The sequence below is a fragment of the Lihuaxuella thermophila genome (genome assembly GCF_900110165.1).
In the GTDB taxonomy this organism is placed as follows: Bacteria; Bacillota; Bacilli; order Thermoactinomycetales; family Thermoactinomycetaceae; genus Lihuaxuella; species Lihuaxuella thermophila.
This window is the reverse complement of sequence record NZ_FOCQ01000005.1, coordinates 115,019-137,897: the sequence shown is the minus strand read 5'-3', so window position 1 is coordinate 137,897 and position 22,879 is coordinate 115,019. Positions and strand designations below refer to the sequence as shown.

The window sequence follows — 22,879 nt, the reverse complement described above, 5'->3', positions numbered from 1 at the left end:
CCCTGCAACCGCTGAGGAGATGCAGCAAACCCCTACCAGAATAATATACAGCTAAAGGAGATCCGTCTATGAACCGAGGTAAACCAGATTTTTGGCTGATTCTTCTTACCTTTGTTTTGCTCGGCTTTGGCTTGATTATGGTCTTTAGTACCAGCTACTATAAAGGTTTGACCGATTACCAAGATTCCTATTATTTCTTTAAAAGACAGCTCGGATATGGGCTGGTGGGTCTTCTCTTCTTTTTTATTTTCTCTAATATTCCTTATACCGTATACCGAAAATACGTGGGAATGATCTTGATCTTCTCTCTGGTTTCATTAGTGGCCGTGCTCATTCCGCACGTCGGGGAAATCCGGAACGGAGCCCGCCGTTGGGTGGATTTGTACTTCTTGTCTTTCCAGCCGTCCGAGTATGTGAAGCTGGGGATGATCATTTATACGGCGTCGATTATGGTGAAGAAACAGCCCGTCATCGATCATTTCAAGCGGTCTGTGCTGCCGCCCCTCACCGTCATCGGCCTTGTCTGCCTGTTATTGTATGCCCAACCCCATTTCAGCGCCATCGTCATCATTCTTACCACCTGTATGACCATTATCTTCTGCGCAGGTGTAAGGCTCAGACATTTATTCTTCCTTGCCATGGCGGGGGTTCCCGTGCTCATCGGGGCGATGTTTCTGGGGGATTACCGCAAGGAACGGCTGGACACGTTGATGGATCCGCTAAGCGATCCGACGGATAAAGGATACCAGATCACGCAGTCGCTGATCGCCATCGGGCCCGGGGGGCTGACCGGATCGGGGCTCGGCAACAGCATCCAAAAAATGGCGTATCTGCCGGAAGCACATACCGACTTCATTTTTTCCATCATCGCAGAAGAGCTCGGTTTTATCGGCAGCGCCTTGCTCATCTCCCTCTTCATCCTCCTGATCGTGCGCGGGGTGCTGATCGCCCTGCAATCACCGGATCAGTTTGGCTCTCTGTTAGGAATCGGAATCGTTACTTTAATTGCGGTTGAGACGTTTTTTAACCTCGGGGTGGTTACCGCTCTCCTGCCTGTGACGGGGGTTCCCCTGCCGTTGATCAGTTACGGGGGGACAGCGTTGATCATCAAGCTGATCGAGCTGGGAATCCTGCTCAATATCTCGAGGTATCGGACAAAAAAAGCGAAAGAATCAAGAACCTCCCCTGCTGTCCAAACGGTTAAGGGGTAAGCAAACCCCCCTTCTGAGGAAATCAGAAGGGGGGTTTTTGTCAGGATGTGAGCATACCTTCCTGCGGACTGCTTGCACTGGCGTAGGGCTTTTTGGGAATCCGTCCGGCCTCATAACCAAGCCGTCCCGCGATTACGGCCCATTTCATCGCTTCTGCCATTTTCACCGGATCCTTCGCCCCGGAGACGGCTGTATTTAAGAGAACACCGTCTGCTCCCAATTCCATGGCCTGAACCACATCGGCAGGTGATCCGATGCCCGCATCGATGATGACGGGGACCGGTGATTCTTCGATAATCAACCGTAAATAAGACGGGTTTAAGAGTCCCTGTCCGGAACCGATCGGAGAACCTCCCGGCATAATCGCATGGGCCCCGGCTTCGGCCAGCTTGCGGGCGAGCACGGGATCATCGGAAGTATAAGGCAATACGGTAAACCCTTCTTCAACCAGAATGCGGGTTGCTTCCAGTGTGGCAATAGGATCCGGCAGAAGGGTTTTGGTATCGGCGATCACTTCAACCTTGATCATATCGCACAAATTGGACGCACGGGCCAAACGGGCGATTCGCACCGCCTCCTCTACCGTCGTGGCGCCTGCGGTATTGGGCAAAAGTGTATAACGCTCGAGATCCAGCATTTCCAAAAAGTTCGGTTGATCCGGGTTATAAATGTCCAGGCGGCGGATCGCAAAGGTTAAAACTTCTGTTTCTGAAGCTTTCACCGCCTGCTTTTGCACTTCCAGAGAGGAAAATTTGCCCGTCCCCAGAAACAGCCGCGATTTAAATTCATATTTGCCAATTTTCAGCATGGATTAACCACCTCCCACAAAATGAACGATTTCCACAACATCCCCGTCTGCCAGCACTGCTTGGGGATGATCTTCTTTTTGCAGCACTTTCCGGTTATGTTCCACCACGACGACACGCTGTCCCAGGTTTAAATGCTCCAACAAATGGGCGATGGTTTGAATTCCGTCAGCCACTTCATATCCCTGTCCATTTAACTGAATCCTCAACGCTCATCCCCCCTATTTTTGTGATTGGGCTTACGGGGCGGCCGGCCGGGTTGGTCTCCGTGCCCTTGAGGCCAGTGAAGAAGTAAAGACCGGCCTCTCCGGCCCCTCTCTATGGGCGGGGTCAAATCTGTTAATGCTCAAACAGGTGATCCGTTTCCTCCCACCGTTCAGGCCTCCGCCGGGTTCGGGGTTCGAAGGCGCTACAGCCAATCACTGCCTCCCCTGACAAAAGTTGCTTCCATTTCTAGTTGTGTCGCCTTGTCAGGATACGGTCCGGTTGAAACGCTTTGAGCTCAGCCGGCTCTTCCCCCAGGATCAGCTGAGTCATGAGATGACCGGTGGCCGGGCTGAGCAAGATTCCGTTCCGCTGATGCCCGCTGGCCACAAAGAGATTGGAAACAGCAGAAAACCTGCCCAGATAAGGCTGCCCATCTTCCGATCCCGGCCGGAAACTGGCCCAAAATCGCGTCACTTCTCCCTCTCCCAACGCCGGTACGATTGTGATCGCCGCCTGGAGCAATTGTTGAATGGCTTCTGCGGACACTTGCTTGCCCATCTGGTGGGGTTTTTCGGTCGCCCCCACGATGATTTGCCCGTCCGCTTTCGGTACGAGATACGCTTTTTCCGTGAACAGGGTATGCCGGAAGAGCGGGCGTTTAGGCCGAATGGACAAGGACTCGCCTTTGATCGGAAATACCGGCAGGTTCAAACCTAACCACTCCGCGATCCACCTGCTCCACGCACCCGCGGCAAGCACCACCCATTTCGGGTAAAAATTTCCTTCATTCGTGACAACTTCCGTGATTTCTCCCCTGTTCTGCCTGACGGCAACCACCCGGCAACCTTCCGCGATCACCGCTCCCCGCTTTTGGGCGGCTAAAGCAAACGCCTGCGTGAGTCGCGGGGCCGATACCTGGTAATCCTCCGGTAAAAAGAGTGCCCCAACCGCTTGGGAGGAAAGCTCCTGTTCGATGTCCAAGCATTCCGCCCTGTCCAGCCAACGGACCGTTTGCCCTGCCTTCATTTGCCAGCTGCCGCGACGCTGCAAGTGTTCCGCTTCCTCTTCACTGAAAGCCACTTTTAATAATCCCGTGCGGTTCAACTCGATATCCAGCCCCGTCTCTTCAAGCAATTCCTCCTGTAAGGACGGAAACATCGCACGGCTGGACAGACAAAGTTGGGTCAGGGGACCGGGATCGGTCATCTCTGACTGGGCCCCCAGCATCCCCGCTGCCGCAGATGAAGCATGGGCACCGATCCGATCGCGTTCCAGAACGATGCTCTTCACTCCTGCTTTTGCCAGGTAATAGGCAATGGAGCAACCAATGACACCCCCGCCGATAATCACGACATCCTTATGCATGTTTCCCTCTCCTTTTCAACTCCTGAACCACCCGTTCCGGAGACGGATGCCCGCTGACCGCCGAAATCACGGCGATCCCTGCCGCACCGGCCCGCATGACCTCCTCAACCTGATCGACGCCGATTCCGCCTATGGCAATCACAGGGATTCGCACGTTTTTCGCCATGTTGGCCAGCTTGTCCAACCCCATCGGATTTTGGCCCGGTTTAGACGGTGAAGGAAAGATGTGACCTGCTATGATGTAATCCAGTCCGTCCTCTTCCGCCTGCCGTGCGCTTTCCAGCGAATGAACGGATCGCCCCCAGCGGACATGGGGCAAACGGTGTTTCCACTCTTTCCAATCGGTTTGCCGCTCCGGCAAGTGTACCCCGCCACATCCCAACTGTTCCACCACCTGGATATAGCTGTTAATGACAAGAGACGAGGGAGGGATGATGGTCTCGGCAAGAATCCTGGCAGCGATCTTCCCAACCTGATCCAAGGACCGGTTTTTAAATCTGATGTGAAAATAGTCGACCCATGGCAAGAGTCTCGGCCAGACGCTCAGGAGTTCTTCCACTTCCTGCTTTTCGTGTGTGATGACGTGAAGTTCCAAGCCGCTGTTCCCTCCATACCCCGATTGCCTGAAACGGCGATCCGCTCTGTTCATCAATAAAAAAACCGATACCCCCCGGGGATATCGGTCACTTGACTCCTGTCAATACACAATCATCCCCACATTCCTTCCGCTGGTATAATCCAGGTCAAGTTCAAAGGGTTGGAAATCGTTCCTCTCAGCACTAAACGTGCACCCCCAGTGGTTCCAAAAAGCCCTATGCAATTATCCATCTCATTGTAACAATCTTTTATTTTACCCGTCAATAGAACCGTCTCTTTTTAGATGGATGATCTCGATCCCTTCATCCGTTCTCGATTCCCCCGTAATCCGGAAGCCGTGTTTTTGGTAGCAACGGACAGCCGGATGATTCGCTTTTCCAGTAGACACCACCCAGCACCGTATCCCGTGTAAGGAGAGGACATCGTTGAGCAGCCTGCCGGCAATCCCCTGCCGAAAAAAATCCGGATCCACAGCCAGGCGATCTTCCCGTTCTTTATAGGAAATCAAACCGGCTAAACGCTCATTCTCCATATAGCCGACAAACGTCTCCCCGCAACGCTGAAGAGACTGTTCGCTTTCTTTGAGAGGCGGAAGTTCCGCCGTTCCGAGCAATTCCGCTTCCACGGCATAGGATCTTCGTTGAAGTTTCAGGATTTTCCGCACTGTCAGCAGATCATTCATATTCAGATTTTTCAACATTCCGGCTACTCCCGCTTTCACTCTCTTTATCATTCAACCTGCATGTTCATCCGCCACTTCCACCGTTATATCTCCGTAAACATAAATTTGACAGGCCAACCGTTCTCCTCTGTCCAGCGCTTCTCCCGGCAAGCGATACAGCTCCTGATCGGTAAAATCATTGAGATGTTCATTTCCGGAAATAATCCGAACCCGACATGTGGTGCATCGCCCGGTCGTACAGTGGAAAGGGATCGGGACGGAGTGCGAAACGGCGTGAAGCAGCAAATTGGCCCCAGTGGGTACTTCAAGTGAATAGGATTTGGGTCCGATGTGAACGACAACTCGATGCATACAATCCTCTCCCGACCAACCTTCATCATCGGCTGCCACAGAAGCGGGCCGCCTGGGCACATGGACAGAAAGTTAATTTCGTTTTAACGTTTTTGTCTGATTCTGATTCCAAAAAAACCAGCCGAGTAAGATCGCGATGACGGGTAAGGCGATCAGAAAGATGCGTCCTCCGTATTTGTGGATCATGTCAAAGGCAATTTCCCAGTTCGCGCCGAGGAGATGGCCTAAGCCGATAAAAGTGGCACACCATACAACCGCTCCAGTATAAGCAAACAGTGAAAAACGGGGAAACGGGATCCTGGAAATGCCGGCCAGATAGGCGGTGACATGACGAACTCCGGGAATGAAATAGCCGGCAAAAAGCAACCAGTTTCCATATTTGCGGAATAAAACCTGTGTGATGCGGAGTCGTCGTCGGGTGATAAAAATCTTATTTCCATATTTTCTTAAAAACGGATAGCCCAACTTCATGCCCAACAGATAGCTTGTCGTGATTCCGCAGGCGGAACCGGCCAGCGCGCTGAGATACGTTAAATATAAATTCAGCTGGCCGATGGAAGTCAGATATCCGATAAAAGTCATCATAATTTCATCGGGTAAAGGCAAACCGACGATCCCAAGAACCAAAAAGAGGAAAATTCCGAGATATCCATACTCCTGCAAGAGTTCGATCAATGAATGTTCCATGATTCAACCCCGTTTTTCATTTAACGTGCAGAACACTCTTAGAATAGCATACTTCAAATATCAGCAAAAGATGTCCCATTGATCCGGACGGCTCCTTATTCATGCGAAATGGAAGAGAGGATTTCGATTCCGTTCAGCTTCATGTGATACAGGAAAACCAAATCCATGAGGTCGCCGTCGTGAGCCAGAATCCCCAATTGCTGTGCCTGTTCAACGGAAATGTCATAGGTGCGCACATGGGACTTGGGGACAATGACCCGGGTATCGGCATTTTTTTCATTGGCCAACAGACGGATGCCCATGGCATTCTGGTAAATACACAGATCCGTACAATCCCCGACGACGAGAAAAGCAGACGTTCCGCTCGTGAACACGTTCTCCAGCCATTCAAAAAAGCGTACTCCTTCGGCATTCTGGCCAAACAGCCCGTTGGTGGCATTTTTCGTGAAAGTTTGTACACCTTTCCTCATCTGAATGTCTTTCAGTGGCTCCACCACCTCCGCTTCAGCCGTTCCGCGGACACAATGGGGAGCAAATGCCGCAAATTCCACAGCATCCGGTGGATGGTGATCATTTAAAAAGATGAGATTTTCGCTCGGCAAACCCTTATCCAAACACTCCGCAGCCAATCGGGCAACGGGGTCCACCATTTCATTCACCCGCTGACTCGCCAGGGCTCCTGTTTCACAAAATCCTTTCAATATATCCACAAACACGAGATAGACGCGATCCCAGCCACCGGCTTTCTCAGCGATCGAGGAGACCGTTTCCGCCGGCGCGCCAGACAGCAAATCCGAGAGATACGAAATGAAAGAGCTCGACTTTGTCAAACCTCATCGCTCCCTGGTGCAAAAATGTCATTCGCTTTCATCTTATCATGAACTCCGGCGGATGTTAAAGCTTGGTCAAATGAACCGGGTAATCTCCTTGACTTTTTCCTCATCCAGTATTTTGACCACTTCGACCAGCAAACGGACGGCGTTTTCCAAATCTTTTTTGCTAACCATCGATACATGGCTGTGGATGTATCTGGCGGCAACCCCAATCACCAAAGACGGTACTCCCCGGCGGAACAAGTGAAATCTGCCGGCATCCGTGCCGCCGCCGGTCATCGTGTCTACCTGGTAGGGGATCTGGTGTTTTTCAGCGATTTGAATCACCAGATTGCGCAACTGGATGTTGGGAATCATGGTTGCGTCCAGGAATGTGATCAGAGGGCCTTTCCCCAGTTTCGCCTTATTGGTTCCTTCACTTCCCGGTCCGTCTTCTGCCACGCCGACATCGAGTGCAAAAGCGATATCCGGCTCTACCTGAAAAGGAGCGGTATCCGCACCGCGCAATCCCACTTCTTCCTGCACGGTGGCGCCGCATATAACCGTGTTGGGATGGTTGTCCACTCTCAACTGTTGCAATACTTCCAGCGCCAAATAACATCCCACCCGGTTATCCAGCGCCTTTGCCAGAATGGTATCGTTATCGGGCATGATTTCAAAAGGACAAATGGGAACCACCGGATCTCCGACTTTGATGCCCCACTCTTTCACCTGTTCATCGCTCTTAGCTCCCACATCGATAAACATTTCATTCATCGGATACACCCTGTTTCGTTCCTCTGCCGTTAAAATATGCGGGGGCTTGGACCCGATGACGCCTGTAAACACCCGGCTTTCAGCCATGACTGAAACCCGTTGGGACAAAAGAACCTGATTCCACCAACCTCCAAGAGGGGTAAAACGCAAGTATCCCCCTTTGGTAATTTCCGTTACCATGAAGCCTACTTCGTCCAAATGCCCGGCAAGCATCACTCTGGGACGGGGACTGGTTCCCTGTTTTTCGCCAAAGATGCTTCCCAAATTGTCTGTGACGATGGTTACATCTTGTTTTTTCAGCTCGCGGTGCATGATCTCCCTGACTTCCCGCTCATATCCGGGGACCCCTCTGGCTTCGGTCAATTCCTGAAGTAACCGCATGTTGTTCCTCCTTAAATGACAGGCAAAAAATCATTTTCTCTATTTTCTGCGTCTGTAGCGGAAATATACAGCAGACGGCTGTCTTCATCCCGGCCGCTGAAACGGATGAACTGCGCTCCGCCGGAATCGGTGAACCCCAGGCAAGGCGGTTAGAACGGGATCTACAGTATTTTTGTTCAGGAGAATTTTTTATTCTACATAATTCAGACTAAGCTTTTTCAAACTATAAGCGAAGAAGACATGAGGAACAAATCTAAGGGGATATTTGTAATGAAAAACAAAAAATGGAACACTTCTTTTTTTGCCGTTTGCCTGTGTTTCATTCTTTGCTGGTTATCCTTTTTGCCTCCCCGGGCTTCCGCCAGTGCCGGGAGCGAACTCTTCGATGAGATGCCACCAGTGTATGGGGATTATGGAGGGGAAATCAGGGAAGAGAAACCGCGTCCGGACGGGATCCGCCATGTGGACACACCCCGGTTGATCCGGAGATTGAAAGAGTTGAAAGTGAATACGTACTTTTTTCTCATTTGGCATGAATTCACGGATTGGGACGATCTGAGAAAAGAATTTTTACCCGCAGCCAAACAGGCGAACATCGATGTATGGGTTTATCTGGTTCCCCCCTCGGAGTCGCACATGAAGCGTTCGGAACCCTATGGGACGGATTATATTTCCTGGTTTCGTGCGGTCGGGAGATTATCTGCCCATTACTCAAATTTAAAAGGGATCGTGATCGATGATTTTAATGACAACCTGAAGTTTTTCACCCCTGAGTATCTGGGGAAAGCGCGGAAAGCAGCGGAAAAAGAAAATCCGCAGTTACAGTTTTATCCCCAAATTTATTACCCGGCGGTGTCTCGCTCCTTTCTGGACAGGTACCATTCGTACATCGACGGAATCGTGATGACTTTTCGCGATGACAATAATCGCAACACGCAAAAGCTCGTCCGTCTGACCGATCAAATGAATGAAGTCCAGTCACTGTTGCGTTCGTACCGATTGCCACTCATCCTGATGATTTATGCCAGCAAGTTATCCGCGACCCCGGCCAACCCGTCCGCTTCCTATGTCGAAGGAGCGCTTAAAATCGGCATCAACCTTCTGAAGCTCAAGCAGATTCAGGGTTTAGTCACTTACGTTCTGTACAAGGAATTTACACAGGAAAAAGAAGACCGGGACGCTGTCTCGGGACTGGGTTACGCTTCTTTCTTTGCGCCCCCCAGCAAGAACTTGAAGCATGGGGACTACGTTCAATTGAAGCAACGGGTTTATTTTGATCCGAAAGGCCCCTACCGGCTGACCTTTTCTCACTTCAGCGTCTACCCTCTGATCAAGCAGCAAGGCCGGTACGTCAAACAAGTCTTATTGGATAACCGCGTGATTTGGGAACAGAGCATGACCAAGGATTTGCAAAATCAATGGCAACGTGTTTCCATCGACTTGACCCCTTATATTAGAGGTAGGAAAAGCGCTGTCTTAACCTTTTCCTTAACCCGGACAAAGGGGGAAGGACCCGTGTGGGCTTACGGGGGATTTGACCAATTGCAGGCCGAAGGATTTCAGCTCTTAAATCCCGACTTCGAACAACGGCAAGAGTGGACAGCCGCTTCCAACAATCCAGCCATGCTCACCGAGGTCATGGTTTATGATCCTTCGCGGCGAATGAAAATTTACCGTGCCGTTCGCCGGTACTATACCACCTTCGATTTGTTTCAAAAGATTACCACCCATACCCGAAGCTCGTTCCTCGCCCGCAAAGCGGATCATTTGGTGAACACGGTTTTGCTCGGTCAAACCGGGGAGGCGCTGGAAACGATCAAAGAGATCATGACCCTGCTGATTTTTGATCATCATATGGACACCGGAACCAAACGCCAGCTGATCGAAGAAGGCCGCCAGTTATATCACCTGATCAATCAGACAGAGGAGCAAAATCAATCCCCCGGATGATTTCCGGGGGATAGTTGTTGACAAAACGGTCAACCCTCAGGAAATTAGACAAATCCATTTCCTGCCTAAGAAAAGGGGGGTTTGACATCTGGCTTCAATATGCGGAAACTAATCGAGCATCCGTTTTTCAAATTAATAATTACAGAGGATTTTCTAGTCATCTTTAAAATTGCAACTTTGTTATAAACCAGTTATACCGAAGATTCAGTCTGTTGATCATCTTTGTCAACAGAATTTTTGCTGCCTCTTGGCTGCTGTACTGAACCCGTTCAAAAAGTGAACGCAATGAGACATTGATCCACACCAACACCCACATCAGATTTCCCCAGAAATAAACAAACCCCGACCATTGCCGAACAAAGGCCGGGGGTTTGTTTGTTTTTAGTAATCATACATCCTGATCCGGAAATTATCGGACGCGTCTGCAATGGCCAGCTCATTTTCCAGTTTGTTGATGATTTGAGCGTAATAGTTTTGTGCTTGATCCATTTCACCCATGTCGAGCAAATCCTGATATGTGTTGTAACTATCCTTCAGCAGTCGGAAAGCTTTCTGAAATTCGTCTTCATTCAAGAGGGGCGGCCGTCCGTCTCCTTCTTCGTTATAGAACATTTTGTAGCGTTCCAGATATGCATCATAAGAAGCAAAGTTGGGATTCATACACTTCAACCTCTGTGACATTTCATTTGTTTTCCATCAACCATAGCTTTCCTTGCCTAGCGGAAACTATGCGCCGAAATGCCATCCTGAGGTTTGGTCAGCGAAGTTCCCGATTTAAATGACTTTATCAATCAAGCCGTATTCCTTCGCTTCTTCAGCAGAAAGATAAAAGTCGCGGTCGGTATCCTTTTCCACCTTCTCCAGGGGTTGACCCGTCCGCTCGGCTAGGATGCGGTTGATCTGGCCGCGCACCTTCAAGATTCGCCGGGCTTGAATATGAATATCAGCGGCTTGGCCCTGGCATCCGCCCCACGGCTGGTGAATCATCACTTCGGAGTTGGCAAGTGCCATCCGTTTGCCGGGAGTGCCCGACGCCAGCAACACCGCTCCCATGGAAGCGGCAAATCCGATACAGATGGTGGAAACATCGGGCTGAATGTGCTGGATCGTATCGTAAATGGCCATGCCTGCCGTCGTGGACCCGCCGGGGGAATTGATATAGAGATGGATGTCTTTTTTCGGGTCTTCGGAGGCAAGAAACAATAGCTGGGCGACAACCAGATTGGCAATGGGGTCATCGATCGAGCCGGAGAGAAAAATGATCCGGTCCTTGAGCAGCCGGGAGTAAATGTCATAAGCGCGCTCTCCCCGGCTGGTCTGCTCCAGAACGGTGGGAACCAAGCTCATCAGAAAAACCTCCTTTTTCCTTGGAAAAGAACGGACATGGCGGAGCAAAGAAATCTGTTTGCCGTGTGGCGGGACTCTGCATGGCGCTGGGACAAAAAGAACGGCTTTAAGCGGCGAGGGCCTGGGGGCTGCGGGTATGTTTCACTTGACCAAAGCCGGAAGAGAATTGCCTGATTTTCAGCGGGCAGCTGCCCGGTTTGGCTTCCGCGGTCCAGGTGGCAATCAGCGGATCGGGTTGCCTAACCTTTTTCTGTTTGATCGGAATCACCTTTGAAGAGTGTTCTTTTTCCTTTTTCGCTTGTGTCCCTTTGGTGATGGATGAACCAAACGTTTCATTAGTCTTGAGACCCATCCTTCTCTTCCTTTCCAGGTTCGGGGTAAACAGCGAGCACCATTTGATAGGAGGTATCCGTCGAGCGGGGCGCTTGATACTTCTCGGCAAGCTGACGGAGCAAAGAAACGTATTCCCGGACAAAGGCCTCGCGCTCCTCTTCATTTCTCAAGAAGATTTGCGTCTCCACAGTGGCGCTGGGAACCTCCTTGTCCTGCTCCGCCTGCTCCATCAACCGGAGCACATCTTTTTTGATCCGCTCCGCCGCATGGATGAGATGAGCGAGCGAGCCTTGATCCTGAAGGCGCTTGACCGTTTGCGGGCTTAATCCCAAAGAGTCGGCCAGCAGAAAAGAACGGGCCACAGACTGATATAATACTTCCACCAAATTTTTTACTTGCCTCGTTCCCACCCGGCGGACCAAACCCACTTTTTCCAATGTCTTCAAATGATAATTGATCCGTTGCGGCATTTCATTCATCCGGCGGGCCACTTCCGCCGCGGAAGCAGGTTCAGTCAAATGGGAAAGAATTTCCCCGCGCAACGGATTGAGTAAAGCCGTTGCTTGTTCTGGCAATTCAACCACATAAGTTTCCAATATGTCAGCCACTGCCTACCACTCCGAAAAGTAATATCTATCGTAAAAATATATTATTACGTAAATTAAATCTTGTCAATGATTTGCTTCGTTTAAGCCAAAAATTCACGATATTGAAGGGAATCCACACGTTGTCCGATCGTAAACGAAAAAAGAACCCGTCCTCCACGCTGCCGCGGAAAGCCGGGTTCGCTGATCTTCGGCCCGATTGCTGAGACTAAGCCTCGCAAAGATAGACTTTTTCCGTATAAGACCGCAAATGATCCCTCCAAAAGTTGAGGGATTGATTCCATTGGGTCTCCGCCAGTTCATGATCATTCAACACTGTCAGCGGTATACACAAATTTAATAATCTGCCTTCCACCATAAACCGGGTCACCCCGGCCGGCAGCACCTGCCCTTGCAAAACGGTCTCCATCAAATCTTCCAACTCCCACACCGGGTGTTGAAAGCAAACCATCCCGGGGTCGGTCTGCGTGACCGGGTGTTGGGGCAGGCGGCATACCTTAAACCGGGAGCTGTATGTAGCCACCAATTGACGCCAGACGGCAAGGTGCTCCAAATGGTTGTCTGTTTTCAAGAGCAGGCAAAATCGTTGATGATTGCGAATCATGGTTGCGATGACCCGTTCGCCGGATGTCCCTTCTGACGAAGGCCGGCAGATCACCCCCGAGCGATCCAGCCAGTGATCCAGCCATTCCCCGTCCGGAACCTGATGATCCCAGGCAGACAATACAAATTGACCGCGTTCCAACACCTGCACAGGGGCAAAAGAACACCCCAGTTCACGCAATGATTGCAAGCGATGGGCCCCGTCCAGAACCAGGTAGCCATGGTCCATGGGCGTAGCCAGAATGGGATGGCGCAGCATTCCCTCCCGCTGAATCGCCTCACATGTTTTTTTCAGCCTGGCCGGCTCATGGGCTTCATGCAAAAACAAATCCCCGACAGGAATACGGCGCAAGGATGTTAATACATCCATTTATGATTCCACCTTCCTTTCCGCCCGCCATTGGTGGTCAATCTCACGAAGGTAGAAGTGAGCCGGATGCGGGTGGCTGAGAAAATCGTGATGAGAAATGGACCAACTGTATGCACCGGTATATTGAAAGACGATCAGATCCCCGATTCGCAATTCTTCCACAGGCACTTGTCGCGCCATCACATCTTTCGGGGTGCACAATTGGCCGACCACCGTGATTTCACAATCCTCCCACTTTTTCCGTTGAAACGGGTACTTCCACTCATCTACCGGCAGAATGCGAAACGGGTGGCTATGGTTCCAGGAAACGGGAAGGCGGAAGTGATGGGTCCCTCCGCGAACGATGGCATACTTTTCTCCATGGTTTTCTTTTAAGTCAAGGACTTCGCACACATAATAGCCGCAAGAAGCCGTCAGATAGCGGCCGCACTCGAACATCAGCGTCCAGGTTTCCGGCAATTCTTTGCGCAACAATTCCCGAAGCTCTGAAACAAAGGTTGGCCAATGGAATTGTCTGCTTAAATCTTGATAGTTGACACCGATTCCCCCGCCTGCATTAATTCTGGAAATCGTTAAGCCGTACTGGTTTGCCCACTGTTTTGCCTTCTCAATATAGGTGTTCAGCAGCCGGATATGGTTGAATTCATTCAGGTGATTGGAAATGGAGTGAAAATGAAAGCCTTCCAGATTCACATGTTCACATTTCCCCAATTGCTCCATCACCATCGGGATTTCCTTTTCATCAATCCCAAACTGAGTTGGCCGTCCGGCCATATGGAGGGTGGCAGCATCGGGAAACGGGCCCGACAGATTGATCCTGAGCAGGATGGGAACCGTCACACGAAGCTGACCCGCCAGATATTCAATTCTCCTCAGTTCATGGATGCTTTCCACATGAATGAGTGAGACCCGGGAACGAATCGCTTCCAGAATCTCTTCATCGGTCTTTCCCGGCCCTCCAAAAATGACCGGTATCTGCGGATCTACCTCCCGCGCTTTTCTTACTTCACCGATCGATGCCACCTCAAAACCGTGCACAAGAGGGGCGATCTCTTCCAAAATGGGACGTTCGGAATTGGCTTTCATCGCGTAATACATTTCCGAACGTTCCGGAAGCTGTGAAACGATTTGACTCACATGATCGTTCAAATGATCCAAATCATAGATATACGCACAAAAGGGTTGCTCATGTTCCTGTTTCAACCTCAAGATCTTCTCTTCCCATTTATTCATCTTTCTTCACCTGTACTTCATCGACATACTCACTGAGATGGGCTCTCATCGCCCGGTAACAGATTCCCCGGTCATCTCCCACGACAAATATCCGCACTCCTTTTTCCCACCAGTCCTTCAGATCTTCTTTCGTTCGCGGAATCGCTCCATACGGGACGCCCCAAGCCGCCGCTCGTTCCTGCAACGTAAGCAGTGCTTGCCGGATCAGGGGATGGCGGGTTTCCCAGGGGATTCCATAAGAGGCGGAAAGATCGGCCGCTCCTTCCAAAACAAAATCGATTCCGCCAACAGATAAAATTTCATCCAGATTTTCCATGGCCTCACGGTCTTCAATCATGGGGATACACATCACTTCCCGGTTGGCCGTTTCCATGCAGGCGCGAAGGTCCAGCCCGCCAAACCGGGCATTTCTTCCCCCATTTAAGCTTCTGTTTCCTTTGGGAGTATAGAAGGCGGCGGAGACCGCCTGTTCGATATCCTCCCTTGTTCTCACATGAGGAATGACCACTCCTTGGGCACCTGCATCAAGTACCTGCAGAATGGTTCCGGGCGACTTTTCGGGTACGCGTACGAGCGGTGTGATCTGAAACGCTTCGGCAGCGCGGATCATATGTTGGACGGTCTCTGGGTTGATCAGGGTGTGTTCCAGATCGATGATCAGAAAATCATAGCCTGCCGCTCCAATCATCTCCACCGTCAGAGGGGAGGGGTTGGAGCAAAAAAGCCCGTACACAGGCTCTCCTTGTCGGATCTTCTGCTTGGTTCGATTAACGGACAGCATGGCGTTCCTCCGTTTTGCGAATGTTGGCAAGGGGATTGGGGACGGCGTGAACCCGAAGCTCCGTATCGGGAAAGAGCCTTCTTTTGGTCAGTTGCTCCACTTCGATCGATTCGGCATAGAGGTCAAACAATTGGAAACGGTGTTTTAACTCCGGGAATTGCCGTTGATACCCCCGGATGGTTTGATGAACCCATGACCAGAACATCGCTTCATCCAATGAATAATGCTCAGCCAGGAAAAGAGCCAATTCGCCCAAATTGATAAAGAAAAAGGCATCCAGCATAAAATCCCGAACCTGCCGGAAGTCATCGGTCTCGATAAAGGAGTTCCGGTTGATCCGGGCATGATACTCCGGCGTCGATTTCAAAGACGGGCACAGTTCCGGGCGGGTTAAATGCCTCCGGGAAAAGCGGAGACCGTCATGAAAGTCTTTGAGCGCCAGTCGCGCGGGCATTCCTTCATTCAGTACCAGGACCATATTCTGGGCATGGGATTCCATCGCGATTCCATGGGCAAACAACAGGTGAATGATCGGCAAGACACTGGTATGAAGCAGTTGGCGTACCCAGTTTTCCAATCCCGCTTGCCGGACATATGAATCGATGAACGGCATTCCATCCACATCAAGAGCCGTCAAAGCATTAAACGGAATCGCCTGCTCATTCTCCCGCAGCTTCGTCGCCAGGCTTTCCCGCCAGATACAGCTGACCACTCCATATGTATCTGCCTGCAGCAATTCCGGTCCGTTTGGGTGATAGGAAATCCCCCCCACTTCCTTGAGCAGGATCAGCTGGTGATCATCCCGTAAATACGAGTCGCTGTCAACCACCGTTTGAAGCCAGTCGGAGATGGGAGCGGCATTTTCAACCGTATGCGGCGCCAAAATACGTCCCGTCGATGTATTTACGATACTGAGCGCCAGTTTGACATAAGGCTTTTCAGGATGAGAACGATTCGTCCATGTGCGGATGGACTGCTGCGCACCGTACTCATCCTCGGATTCCCCAAGCCAGATGATGGAATCATTGCATAAATAATCCTGCAGATGGGGGATGATCTGCTTTTTCCACTGCCATGGATGAACCGGCAACAGAATGTATTCCTCAGGGTCTCTTCCTTTGGCCCGGATTTTTTCCTGAAACGCCTCATAAAGCGTTTCTCCAAGCTCTTTTCTTACAAACCGTCTGGGATCCTGACAATCCCGGCTGAAAGAAGCAATCGAATCTTTGCGCTCCACCGCCAGCCAGACCGGACGGATCGCGTGGGCATATTCAGGCCCGTACTTATAATTTTCCTCGATATCAAAACCGATTCTCGATTTGTACGAAGGATGATAGGGATGTCCATCCATGAGCCGGTGTTCCAGCTGATGGTAGTCACATCCTTTCAACATCCGCTTTTGTTGATGTCTTAGAAATTGAGCCGCACTGTCATTGATCCATGTATGTTCCAGTTCGCGGATGAAGTGAACCAGTTTCTGTTCGTCTGCTTCCATCAAGGACCGGATGTCCAGCAAAAATTGGCGCAATGAGCGGGCTTCTTGCTCCACCCCTTTGGATATGCGCAAGATCGCTTCAGAGGTGATGCGAATGCGGTTAAACGTTTTTGTTCTCTTCGCTTGAAAACGGTACGTGACCGGCTCGCCATCCGGTTGGTTGACTTCAATGGAAAAAATGTGTTCATCCCTGTTTTCACGTACACTTTCCGTACGATACGGAATCACATTTTCATACACTAAAGACTCGGCTAGCTGACGGAAAATGCGCCTTCTTACCTGTGTGGAATAAGAAGACTGCAATGCATCATTGATCCACTCCAGGTGCTCTGTCTTCATTTCACCTTCACCTCACTGGAAATGATGGGATTAGGGAGGTCCACATAAATGGCTGAATCGGCTCTATTTTGAAATCTGCTGATCAAATTGGCTTTCGCCCGTAAAGTTGGCGTCTGCAGCAACCGGTCGATGTACGTGCGCATCCTTGGTGAGGCAGAAGGCTGTTGCTTTTCCAATAGCCGGCGAACGACTCCCCAGGCTTCTTTTTCGCTCCATTTTCCGTAATAGGACAGCACATAGATGAGATGTCCCAAATGATTGACAATGAAATAATACTGCAAACGCTCCCACGCTTTTTCTTCTGTATATAAGACCGGGCTGTCAGGGGTTAACAGACTGCCAACATACCCTTTCGTCCGGGCTGTGTCTTTACTGATACTCACCCCTTCCAGATCCCGAACGTAAAAATGGTCGGGCCATCCATTTTCTAAGTGCATCATGGAATTCTGAACATGTGCTTCCAGACTGACCCCTTCATCGGCGAACAGTTCCAGTACGGGAATCAAGGTGATTTCCAGGTATTTGTTGAGCCATTCCGCCAGCTTCAAGTCAGGGATTTTGCCGGCCGGAACGCCTGCTGCTTGCCGGATGGCCGCAAAGACGGGCGGCTCGCTTTGATTCGGCCAACGTTCCAACAGAGATGCGACCACCAGGGGAACACGCCCGCCGGAAAGATCCGGATTTTCCCGGAGCAACACGTTGGAGGCGGCCAGCGGATAACCGTTTGCATGGACTGACTTCGGCGGACGAAATTGAAGTGAACCCACTTCCGCCAAAACGGTAAGGGATGGATATGTCCATGTCTTGCGCAAATGGGTGATCACCCGGCTCGCATCGATGGAACGCTCCACTTGTTCCGGCGTATTTTCCCTTACAAAATGGGTGATGCGCACATGAAGCGGCAGTTTTACCGTATAGGGGAAGTGCGGGCTCCATACCGTTCGGACCGAAGATGTGGGAAACACATCTGGGCCCAACCGGTTTAGATTGACGATTTTGCCTTGTTTCACCCCTTTTTGCCAGACATCGTACTTCAGGACATATTCCGCTTGCCACGGGTGCATGGGAAAAAGGCGATACCCTTCAGAAATAAAATCTTTTAATTGGCGGCAAACCTCACTTGGAAACAGCTGATCATTGGATAAAGCGATATCGCTTGTCCAATCTTCTTCGATCCAATCGGGATGGATCGCAAAGAAATGAAGGGGAAAAGCGGCTTGCAATTCAGGAGCATATTTTTGCAAATCTTCATTGGTAAATCCTTCAGAACTTTTCGGCGTCGGATGAAACGGATGACCCAACAGCAGGCGTTGCTCCATCCATCTCAGCCGCTCTTCCCGATCCAGGCCCCATCCATCCTTCTGTGGCTGATGAAGGGCTTTTTCCAGGTAAAGAGCCGTTTTCTCCATACTGTTTTGAATGTTCGACAACAACTCTTCTTTATTGCCGGATTCCGGATCTGTATCGATTTCTTCCACAATCATTTCGGCCAGCCGGATCGCGGAATCAACGGGCTCAATCGACTGATCCGGTTGGATCAACCAAAACTTCTCCCCGTAATGATGGTGACCAAATTCCGAAAAATAGGTGATCGTGCCAAGAAGTTTGCATTTTTGCTTCGGCAGTTCCAATATCATCCAATTGGCACGGTCATCTGTATAATAGTCCTCTGCTGAAAAAGTGAGGCGACTGCCGCTTTCCCGCACATATGCATTTAAAATGCGCTCCACTGTCTGGTGTTCTGCAATGCGAAACGCTTGTTGTTTCATTGTTGCCACCTTTCTTCATGACTGCTGGACCAATCGTTTTACTCAGAAGTATGAGAGGTAACGCGAAAGGGGTTATGTTCTTTGAATGGCACCTCCCGCCGGGTCACTGCCAGACAGGCTCCCAATATGAACAGGATCCCCATGCAAATCATCACCGCCGGGAGAGGTAGCCAGCCTGTCAAACCTGCGCCAACCAGCGATCCGATCATTTGTCCGCCCGTGAGACAGCTGTTGGTCAGCCCTATTTTCGTACTGCGATCCCGGTCACCGGAACAGCGGCTCACCTGTAAATATACGGAAGGAAGCAAAGCGGCAAAGCACATCCCTTGAATCATTCTTAACGGGATCAACCAGCCAACGGCATGGGGAATGACTTGCAAACAAATACTGATCCCGCAACCGAATGCCGCCACAAAAAAATTGATCTGAACGGATTTGCAATCATTTTGCTTGCCCCACCAAGGAGCAGCCACCATGGTTGAAAGCCAGGTCACTGCCTGCAAGGTGCCCACCCAGGTGGCCGTATATGGGGTTTCGCCGGCCAAACTTTGAATATAGGGAGCAAAAATTACGGTCAAACCGTATATGCCTGACTGCGCACAGATTCCGGCCAATATGAACGCGCGGGTTTCCCTGTTTTGAAACAGCGCCACCAAAGCAGCGGCAATCGAAGGATTGCCTTTGGATTGGACGCCTGACGCATATCCTTTCCTTTCTGTCAGCATCCACGCGGCCAGACAGGAACAGAGTCCCGTCAATACGGCCATCACCATAAACAGCGTCCGATAGCCGCAAAAATCAGCCAGTATTCCCCCAAGCAGGGGACCGATAAATGAGCCGGCCGCCGTCGCGCTATGTAAATTTCCCAATATCTTGCCATTTTTCCCTTGCGGTGCTTCCGAACTGGCAAACGCCGCCGATGCATCCACAACGCCGCCGAACGCCCCTTGCAGGAGCCGGCACAGAAACAGCTGCAGGGGAGTCTGGGCAAAGCCCATGAGCAGGAGGCTGACGGCTAATCCGATCAACGCCCGCACAACCATCCATTTCCGGCCCCAATGGTCGCCGATGCGACCCCAGACGGGCGAAAAAATGAACATCGTGATCGCAGGGGCCGCCAAGCATAACCCCATCCACCAATGATTGAAAGAATCGTTTGTCCCAGCCAAGTCTGCGATATAAAACGGAAGCAGCGGAACCATCACCGTTAATCCGGCCGTTGCGACAAATTGTCCTGTCCACAGAGTGACCATATTTTGCTTCCAGATCCGGTAATCCATATCTTCCTACTCCCACCTGAGCGGGTTGACAATTTTCCCCTGGCCGGACGGCATGCTCCCGCCCCCCGACCCCACACGGCAAAGGAGAGGTCGAATAATCTGCTTGACAGGCCATTCCTCTGCTTCCAACAGGATTTTCGTCATCCCGGCCTGCAAGTCAGCCGGAACATAATTACGAATCGCCCCTTCGATCGATTCCCGGATCATCCGCCAGCCTTCATCCTCAGTCAGGTAGTTACCTTTTACAAAAGCTTCTAAAATGGAAGCCAAATTCACTTGAATGGCGAGTGTCTGCAAATAAGCGAGAAATTCTTCGGCAGATTCCAGGATGAGCGTATTCCTCGTGTTTGGCTTGACCGTATAGGGAACCTCGGGAACTCCTGACCGCTTCATCCACGTTGGATAGATGCGGACAGTATCATGATCTCTTAACAACAGTTGCCGCAACTTTCCATGTTGAAACAGGAGCACTACATTTTGTCCGTGCAATTCCGGCAAAACACCATACTTGGCAAACAGAACCGCTGTCTCGATAAACTGTTTGCAAATTTCCCGGAAAAGCTGTCTGCCTTCTTCATCTCCCTGTTGGAGAAGCAACTCAATGAGCGGGGATTTCCCCTGCATGGGATATACGGACAGGGCTGACATGGGCAATACGGCATCCGCTTCCTGTATTTCTGCAGGATACTGGCGAAGTAAACAAGCCAAATGACCCGGTTTATCGGCAAAGGGATCTTCCTTTGGATCGGTGAACGCTGACCATTTTTCTTCGCATGCCACGATCAATCGGTCCGTCAGTTCCGGTTCACGGGACTTGATGTACTCGATGATCTTTTGGCCTTTCACCCCGTTTTCCAAATACCGGGGAGGCATAATTCTAAGTGCCCCCAACGAATAAATGCCGATCGAAACTTTCACGTGCACGGTCGGGTTGTGGACGGGAATCAAACTGCGAACCGATGAACTGGGGGTAAAGGTTCCCAGGTCGGCGACGACCGGAACGATGATTTGCTCAGCCAATTCTTTCCTGAAAACAGTTGAAATCACATTTTTCATCTGCCAGGGGTGAACGGGCATCCAGGTATAATCATCCAGAGATAGCCCTTTTTCCTCCAACGATCTCAGCAATAATGCGTGCTCATCTTCAGAAAGCAATCTCTGCGGCAGATCATCCATACCTGCCCCCTGCCGAACATACTCTTTCCAAACGGCTGCCCAGTCCAAGCCAAAAGAGCAGCCGAATTCGGAACTGTATCTTTGATACTCACTTGCATCCCATCCGTTTTTGACCCGGGAAGTCGGATGAAAAGGGCGATCGCGCAGGGCGGCAAATCGCTCGGCCTCGGTCAGGTCCACCGTCGCCCCTTTTGCTTTCACCTGAATGGGAACTTGGAGGGAAAGAGCGGTTTGCTCTACCGATAACTTCAGCTCTTCACAGAAACCATTCAGGTTGGGAAAGGCATCCAACCGTTCCTCTGCAAGCAGGCGCATCACTTCAACCGCCTGAATCGGCCGAACGGACTTCCGGTTTCCTCTCTGTTCGATCATTAATACAGGTAACCGGCTGACACGGTAAGATCCGAATCTTGCATCCCGGTAAACGCGAAAAGATAAAGACCTGGATGAGTTTAACCGATAACTGAAGAGACACTCGTGTTCAGCCAAAGGCAAGCCTGTCGATTCCTTGGCGGTTTCTTCATCTTGTACGATGACTCCCCGGTCCCTCAGATCGAGAAAGTTTTCATACAGCAGTGCATTCATCAAGTCGGTCAGCACTTTTTCTTCCGCTGTTTTCCTCGCTTCTTGCAGCCGTGCCCCGCGATCCATCCGCGTCTCTGCAGAAATATTCATCCTATTCGTCCTTTCCAGGAAGTTAGTAGAGACTCAGCTTCGTTCCGATTCCTTTTTTTAACGCTTCATGATAAATTTTTTCTGCACATGCGATATCTTCAATGGCCATGCCCATCGGATTCAGCAAAATGATCTCTTGATCGTTTTCACGTCCCGGTTTTTGACCGGTCACAATTTCCCCCAACTCCGCATGCAGTTGCTCCCGGGAAAACTTCCCTTCCAACACCAGCTGATGGATCACTTTTTTCTCCCGGTTGCTTTGTTCCCAATCATCGACGATCACCTTATCCGCTTTCAGGAAGACTTCCTTGTGAAAGTCCATGATGGAGACATTGCTGATAAAGGTTCCTTCTTGAATCCAGTCAAATGGAATGTAAGGTTGTTCCGCCACCGTACAGGTGATCACCACTTCTCCTTGCTTGACCGCCTCTTCCACCGACTGGCAGCATTTCACTCTCACATGCGGGGCTTTCTCCCGGATCGCTTGAGACAGTTGATCCGCTGCAGCCGGCGACAGATCGAACAGATGGATCGTTTCTATTTGCGGGAATTGCTCGATCATTGAAAACAGCTGCATTCTGGCAATCACTCCGCAACCGATACAGCTGATCTGTTTGAAACCCGGTTTAGCCAAAAACCGGGAAGCGACTACTGTAACCGCGGCTGTTCTCATCCCGCTGATTAAACTTCCTTCCATGATGGCGATCGGATAATTGGTTTCCGGATCATTTAAGATGATCAGCGCGCTGGCCCGTTCCAAACCGCGCCGTCTGGGATTGTCGTGTTTGCTCCCCACCCATTTGATGCCGGAGATGCCGGGGTGGCCGATATGTGCCGGCATGGCAATTATCCGGTCGGCAATATGCCCGTCCTTCCCTCGGGAACGCAAATAAGGTTTAAGGGGCTGAACAAAGTTTCCCTCCGCATGAAGCTCAAAAGCCCGATGAATCGCATTCACATACAGGTCAGAATGTCCCCCGCCCAACTCCAGGATATCTTTTTTGGACAGATAAAGAATTTCCGGTTTTTCCACATTGGTCAGCATGA

At 50.7% G+C, this 22,879-nt stretch carries 23 protein-coding genes and 1 riboswitch; of the genes, 2 read left to right on the top strand and 21 right to left on the bottom strand.

The features are described from left to right. The first annotated feature begins 68 nt into the window (after positions 1 to 68). Positions 69 to 1,211 carry a putative lipid II flippase FtsW gene (gene ftsW, locus BMW55_RS07080; RefSeq protein ID WP_089966760.1) on the top strand — a complete coding sequence of 381 codons (1,143 nt, stop codon included), beginning with the start codon at positions 69 to 71 and terminating at the stop codon, positions 1,209 to 1,211. 40 nt (positions 1,212 to 1,251) lie between these two features. Here ftsW and BMW55_RS07075 read toward each other — a convergent pair whose 3' ends face one another. The 9 genes from BMW55_RS07075 to BMW55_RS07035 all read right to left on the bottom strand — a co-directional run bounded on the left by BMW55_RS07075 (position 1,252) and on the right by BMW55_RS07035 (position 7,876). Next, positions 1,252 to 2,019: a thiazole synthase gene (locus BMW55_RS07075; RefSeq protein ID WP_089966759.1), complete on the bottom strand. Its 768-nt coding sequence runs from the start codon at positions 2,017 to 2,019 to the stop codon at positions 1,252 to 1,254. A gap of 3 nt (positions 2,020 to 2,022) precedes the next feature. After that, the gene (gene thiS / locus BMW55_RS07070) at positions 2,023 to 2,226 is read right to left on the bottom strand and encodes a sulfur carrier protein ThiS (RefSeq protein WP_089966757.1); all 204 of its coding nucleotides are present in this window, start codon (positions 2,224 to 2,226) and stop codon (positions 2,023 to 2,025) included. Between the two features lie 244 nt (positions 2,227 to 2,470). After that, positions 2,471 to 3,589, bottom strand: a complete 1,119-nt coding sequence (gene thiO, locus BMW55_RS07065; RefSeq protein ID WP_089966755.1) for a glycine oxidase ThiO — start codon at positions 3,587 to 3,589, stop codon at positions 2,471 to 2,473. Beyond that, positions 3,582 to 4,238 (bottom strand): thiamine phosphate synthase, encoded by a 657-nt coding sequence (locus BMW55_RS07060; RefSeq protein WP_089966753.1) that lies wholly within the window; start codon positions 4,236 to 4,238, stop codon positions 3,582 to 3,584. Before BMW55_RS07060 ends, thiO begins: the two co-directional genes overlap by 8 nt. A gap of 53 nt (positions 4,239 to 4,291) precedes the next feature. Next, a riboswitch (TPP riboswitch) is annotated at positions 4,292 to 4,394 on the bottom strand. A 45-nt stretch (positions 4,395 to 4,439) separates the two neighbouring features. After that, positions 4,440 to 4,886, bottom strand: a complete 447-nt coding sequence (locus tag BMW55_RS07055) for a GNAT family N-acetyltransferase (RefSeq protein WP_244527471.1) — start codon at positions 4,884 to 4,886, stop codon at positions 4,440 to 4,442. A gap of 33 nt (positions 4,887 to 4,919) precedes the next feature. Continuing rightward, positions 4,920 to 5,219 carry a 2Fe-2S iron-sulfur cluster-binding protein gene (locus BMW55_RS07050; RefSeq protein WP_089966752.1) on the bottom strand — a complete coding sequence of 100 codons (300 nt, stop codon included), beginning with the start codon at positions 5,217 to 5,219 and terminating at the stop codon, positions 4,920 to 4,922. A gap of 72 nt (positions 5,220 to 5,291) precedes the next feature. Further along, positions 5,292 to 5,906, bottom strand: a complete 615-nt coding sequence (locus BMW55_RS07045; RefSeq protein ID WP_089966750.1) for a DedA family protein — start codon at positions 5,904 to 5,906, stop codon at positions 5,292 to 5,294. Between the two features lie 95 nt (positions 5,907 to 6,001). Next, positions 6,002 to 6,736: an isochorismatase family protein gene (locus BMW55_RS07040; protein WP_089966748.1), complete on the bottom strand. Its 735-nt coding sequence runs from the start codon at positions 6,734 to 6,736 to the stop codon at positions 6,002 to 6,004. A 75-nt stretch (positions 6,737 to 6,811) separates the two neighbouring features. After that, positions 6,812 to 7,876 (bottom strand): M42 family metallopeptidase, encoded by a 1,065-nt coding sequence (locus BMW55_RS07035; RefSeq protein WP_089966747.1) that lies wholly within the window; start codon positions 7,874 to 7,876, stop codon positions 6,812 to 6,814. A gap of 270 nt (positions 7,877 to 8,146) precedes the next feature. On the opposite strand from BMW55_RS07035, the gene BMW55_RS07030 reads away from it, so the two are divergent. Continuing rightward, positions 8,147 to 9,826 carry a hypothetical protein gene (locus BMW55_RS07030; protein ID WP_089966745.1) on the top strand — a complete coding sequence of 560 codons (1,680 nt, stop codon included), beginning with the start codon at positions 8,147 to 8,149 and terminating at the stop codon, positions 9,824 to 9,826. 381 nt (positions 9,827 to 10,207) lie between these two features. On the opposite strand, the gene BMW55_RS07025 is transcribed toward BMW55_RS07030, so the two are convergent. From BMW55_RS07025 to sbnB, 12 genes are all read right to left on the bottom strand, one after another. Beyond that, positions 10,208 to 10,486 (bottom strand): hypothetical protein, encoded by a 279-nt coding sequence (locus BMW55_RS07025; RefSeq protein ID WP_089966743.1) that lies wholly within the window; start codon positions 10,484 to 10,486, stop codon positions 10,208 to 10,210. Between the two features lie 114 nt (positions 10,487 to 10,600). Next, complete coding sequence (gene clpP / locus BMW55_RS07020; RefSeq protein WP_089966742.1) at positions 10,601 to 11,173, bottom strand: ATP-dependent Clp endopeptidase proteolytic subunit ClpP; 573 nt, start codon at positions 11,171 to 11,173, stop codon at positions 10,601 to 10,603. Positions 11,174 to 11,279: 106 nt separating this feature from the next. After that, positions 11,280 to 11,525, bottom strand: a complete 246-nt coding sequence (locus tag BMW55_RS07015; RefSeq protein WP_089966740.1) for a hypothetical protein — start codon at positions 11,523 to 11,525, stop codon at positions 11,280 to 11,282. After that, positions 11,509 to 12,114 carry an ArsR/SmtB family transcription factor gene (locus BMW55_RS07010; RefSeq protein ID WP_089966738.1) on the bottom strand — a complete coding sequence of 202 codons (606 nt, stop codon included), beginning with the start codon at positions 12,112 to 12,114 and terminating at the stop codon, positions 11,509 to 11,511. Before BMW55_RS07010 ends, BMW55_RS07015 begins: the two co-directional genes overlap by 17 nt. A 205-nt stretch (positions 12,115 to 12,319) precedes the next feature. Beyond that, positions 12,320 to 13,084 carry a ParB N-terminal domain-containing protein gene (locus BMW55_RS07005; RefSeq protein ID WP_089966737.1) on the bottom strand — a complete coding sequence of 255 codons (765 nt, stop codon included), beginning with the start codon at positions 13,082 to 13,084 and terminating at the stop codon, positions 12,320 to 12,322. Next, positions 13,085 to 14,317 carry a type III PLP-dependent enzyme gene (locus BMW55_RS07000; protein WP_089966735.1) on the bottom strand — a complete coding sequence of 411 codons (1,233 nt, stop codon included), beginning with the start codon at positions 14,315 to 14,317 and terminating at the stop codon, positions 13,085 to 13,087. Then, positions 14,310 to 15,098, bottom strand: a complete 789-nt coding sequence (locus tag BMW55_RS06995) for an HpcH/HpaI aldolase family protein (protein WP_089966734.1) — start codon at positions 15,096 to 15,098, stop codon at positions 14,310 to 14,312. The genes BMW55_RS07000 and BMW55_RS06995 overlap by 8 nt, the downstream gene beginning before the upstream one ends. Further along, positions 15,085 to 16,932: an IucA/IucC family protein gene (locus tag BMW55_RS06990; RefSeq protein WP_089966732.1), complete on the bottom strand. Its 1,848-nt coding sequence runs from the start codon at positions 16,930 to 16,932 to the stop codon at positions 15,085 to 15,087. The genes BMW55_RS06995 and BMW55_RS06990 overlap by 14 nt, the downstream gene beginning before the upstream one ends. Continuing rightward, positions 16,929 to 18,701, bottom strand: a complete 1,773-nt coding sequence (locus tag BMW55_RS06985) for an IucA/IucC family protein (protein WP_089966731.1) — start codon at positions 18,699 to 18,701, stop codon at positions 16,929 to 16,931. Before BMW55_RS06985 ends, BMW55_RS06990 begins: the two co-directional genes overlap by 4 nt. Before the next feature lie 38 nt (positions 18,702 to 18,739). Next, entirely contained in the window at positions 18,740 to 19,981 is a 1,242-nt protein-coding gene (locus BMW55_RS06980) for an MFS transporter (protein WP_089966729.1), read from the bottom strand. 6 nt (positions 19,982 to 19,987) lie between these two features. Next, positions 19,988 to 21,832, bottom strand: a complete 1,845-nt coding sequence (locus BMW55_RS06975; protein WP_089966727.1) for an IucA/IucC family protein — start codon at positions 21,830 to 21,832, stop codon at positions 19,988 to 19,990. Positions 21,833 to 21,854: 22 nt separating this feature from the next. Next, the gene (gene sbnB / locus BMW55_RS06970; protein ID WP_089966726.1) at positions 21,855 to 22,877 is read right to left on the bottom strand and encodes a 2,3-diaminopropionate biosynthesis protein SbnB; all 1,023 of its coding nucleotides are present in this window, start codon (positions 22,875 to 22,877) and stop codon (positions 21,855 to 21,857) included. Positions 22,878 to 22,879: the final 2 nt, after the last annotated feature.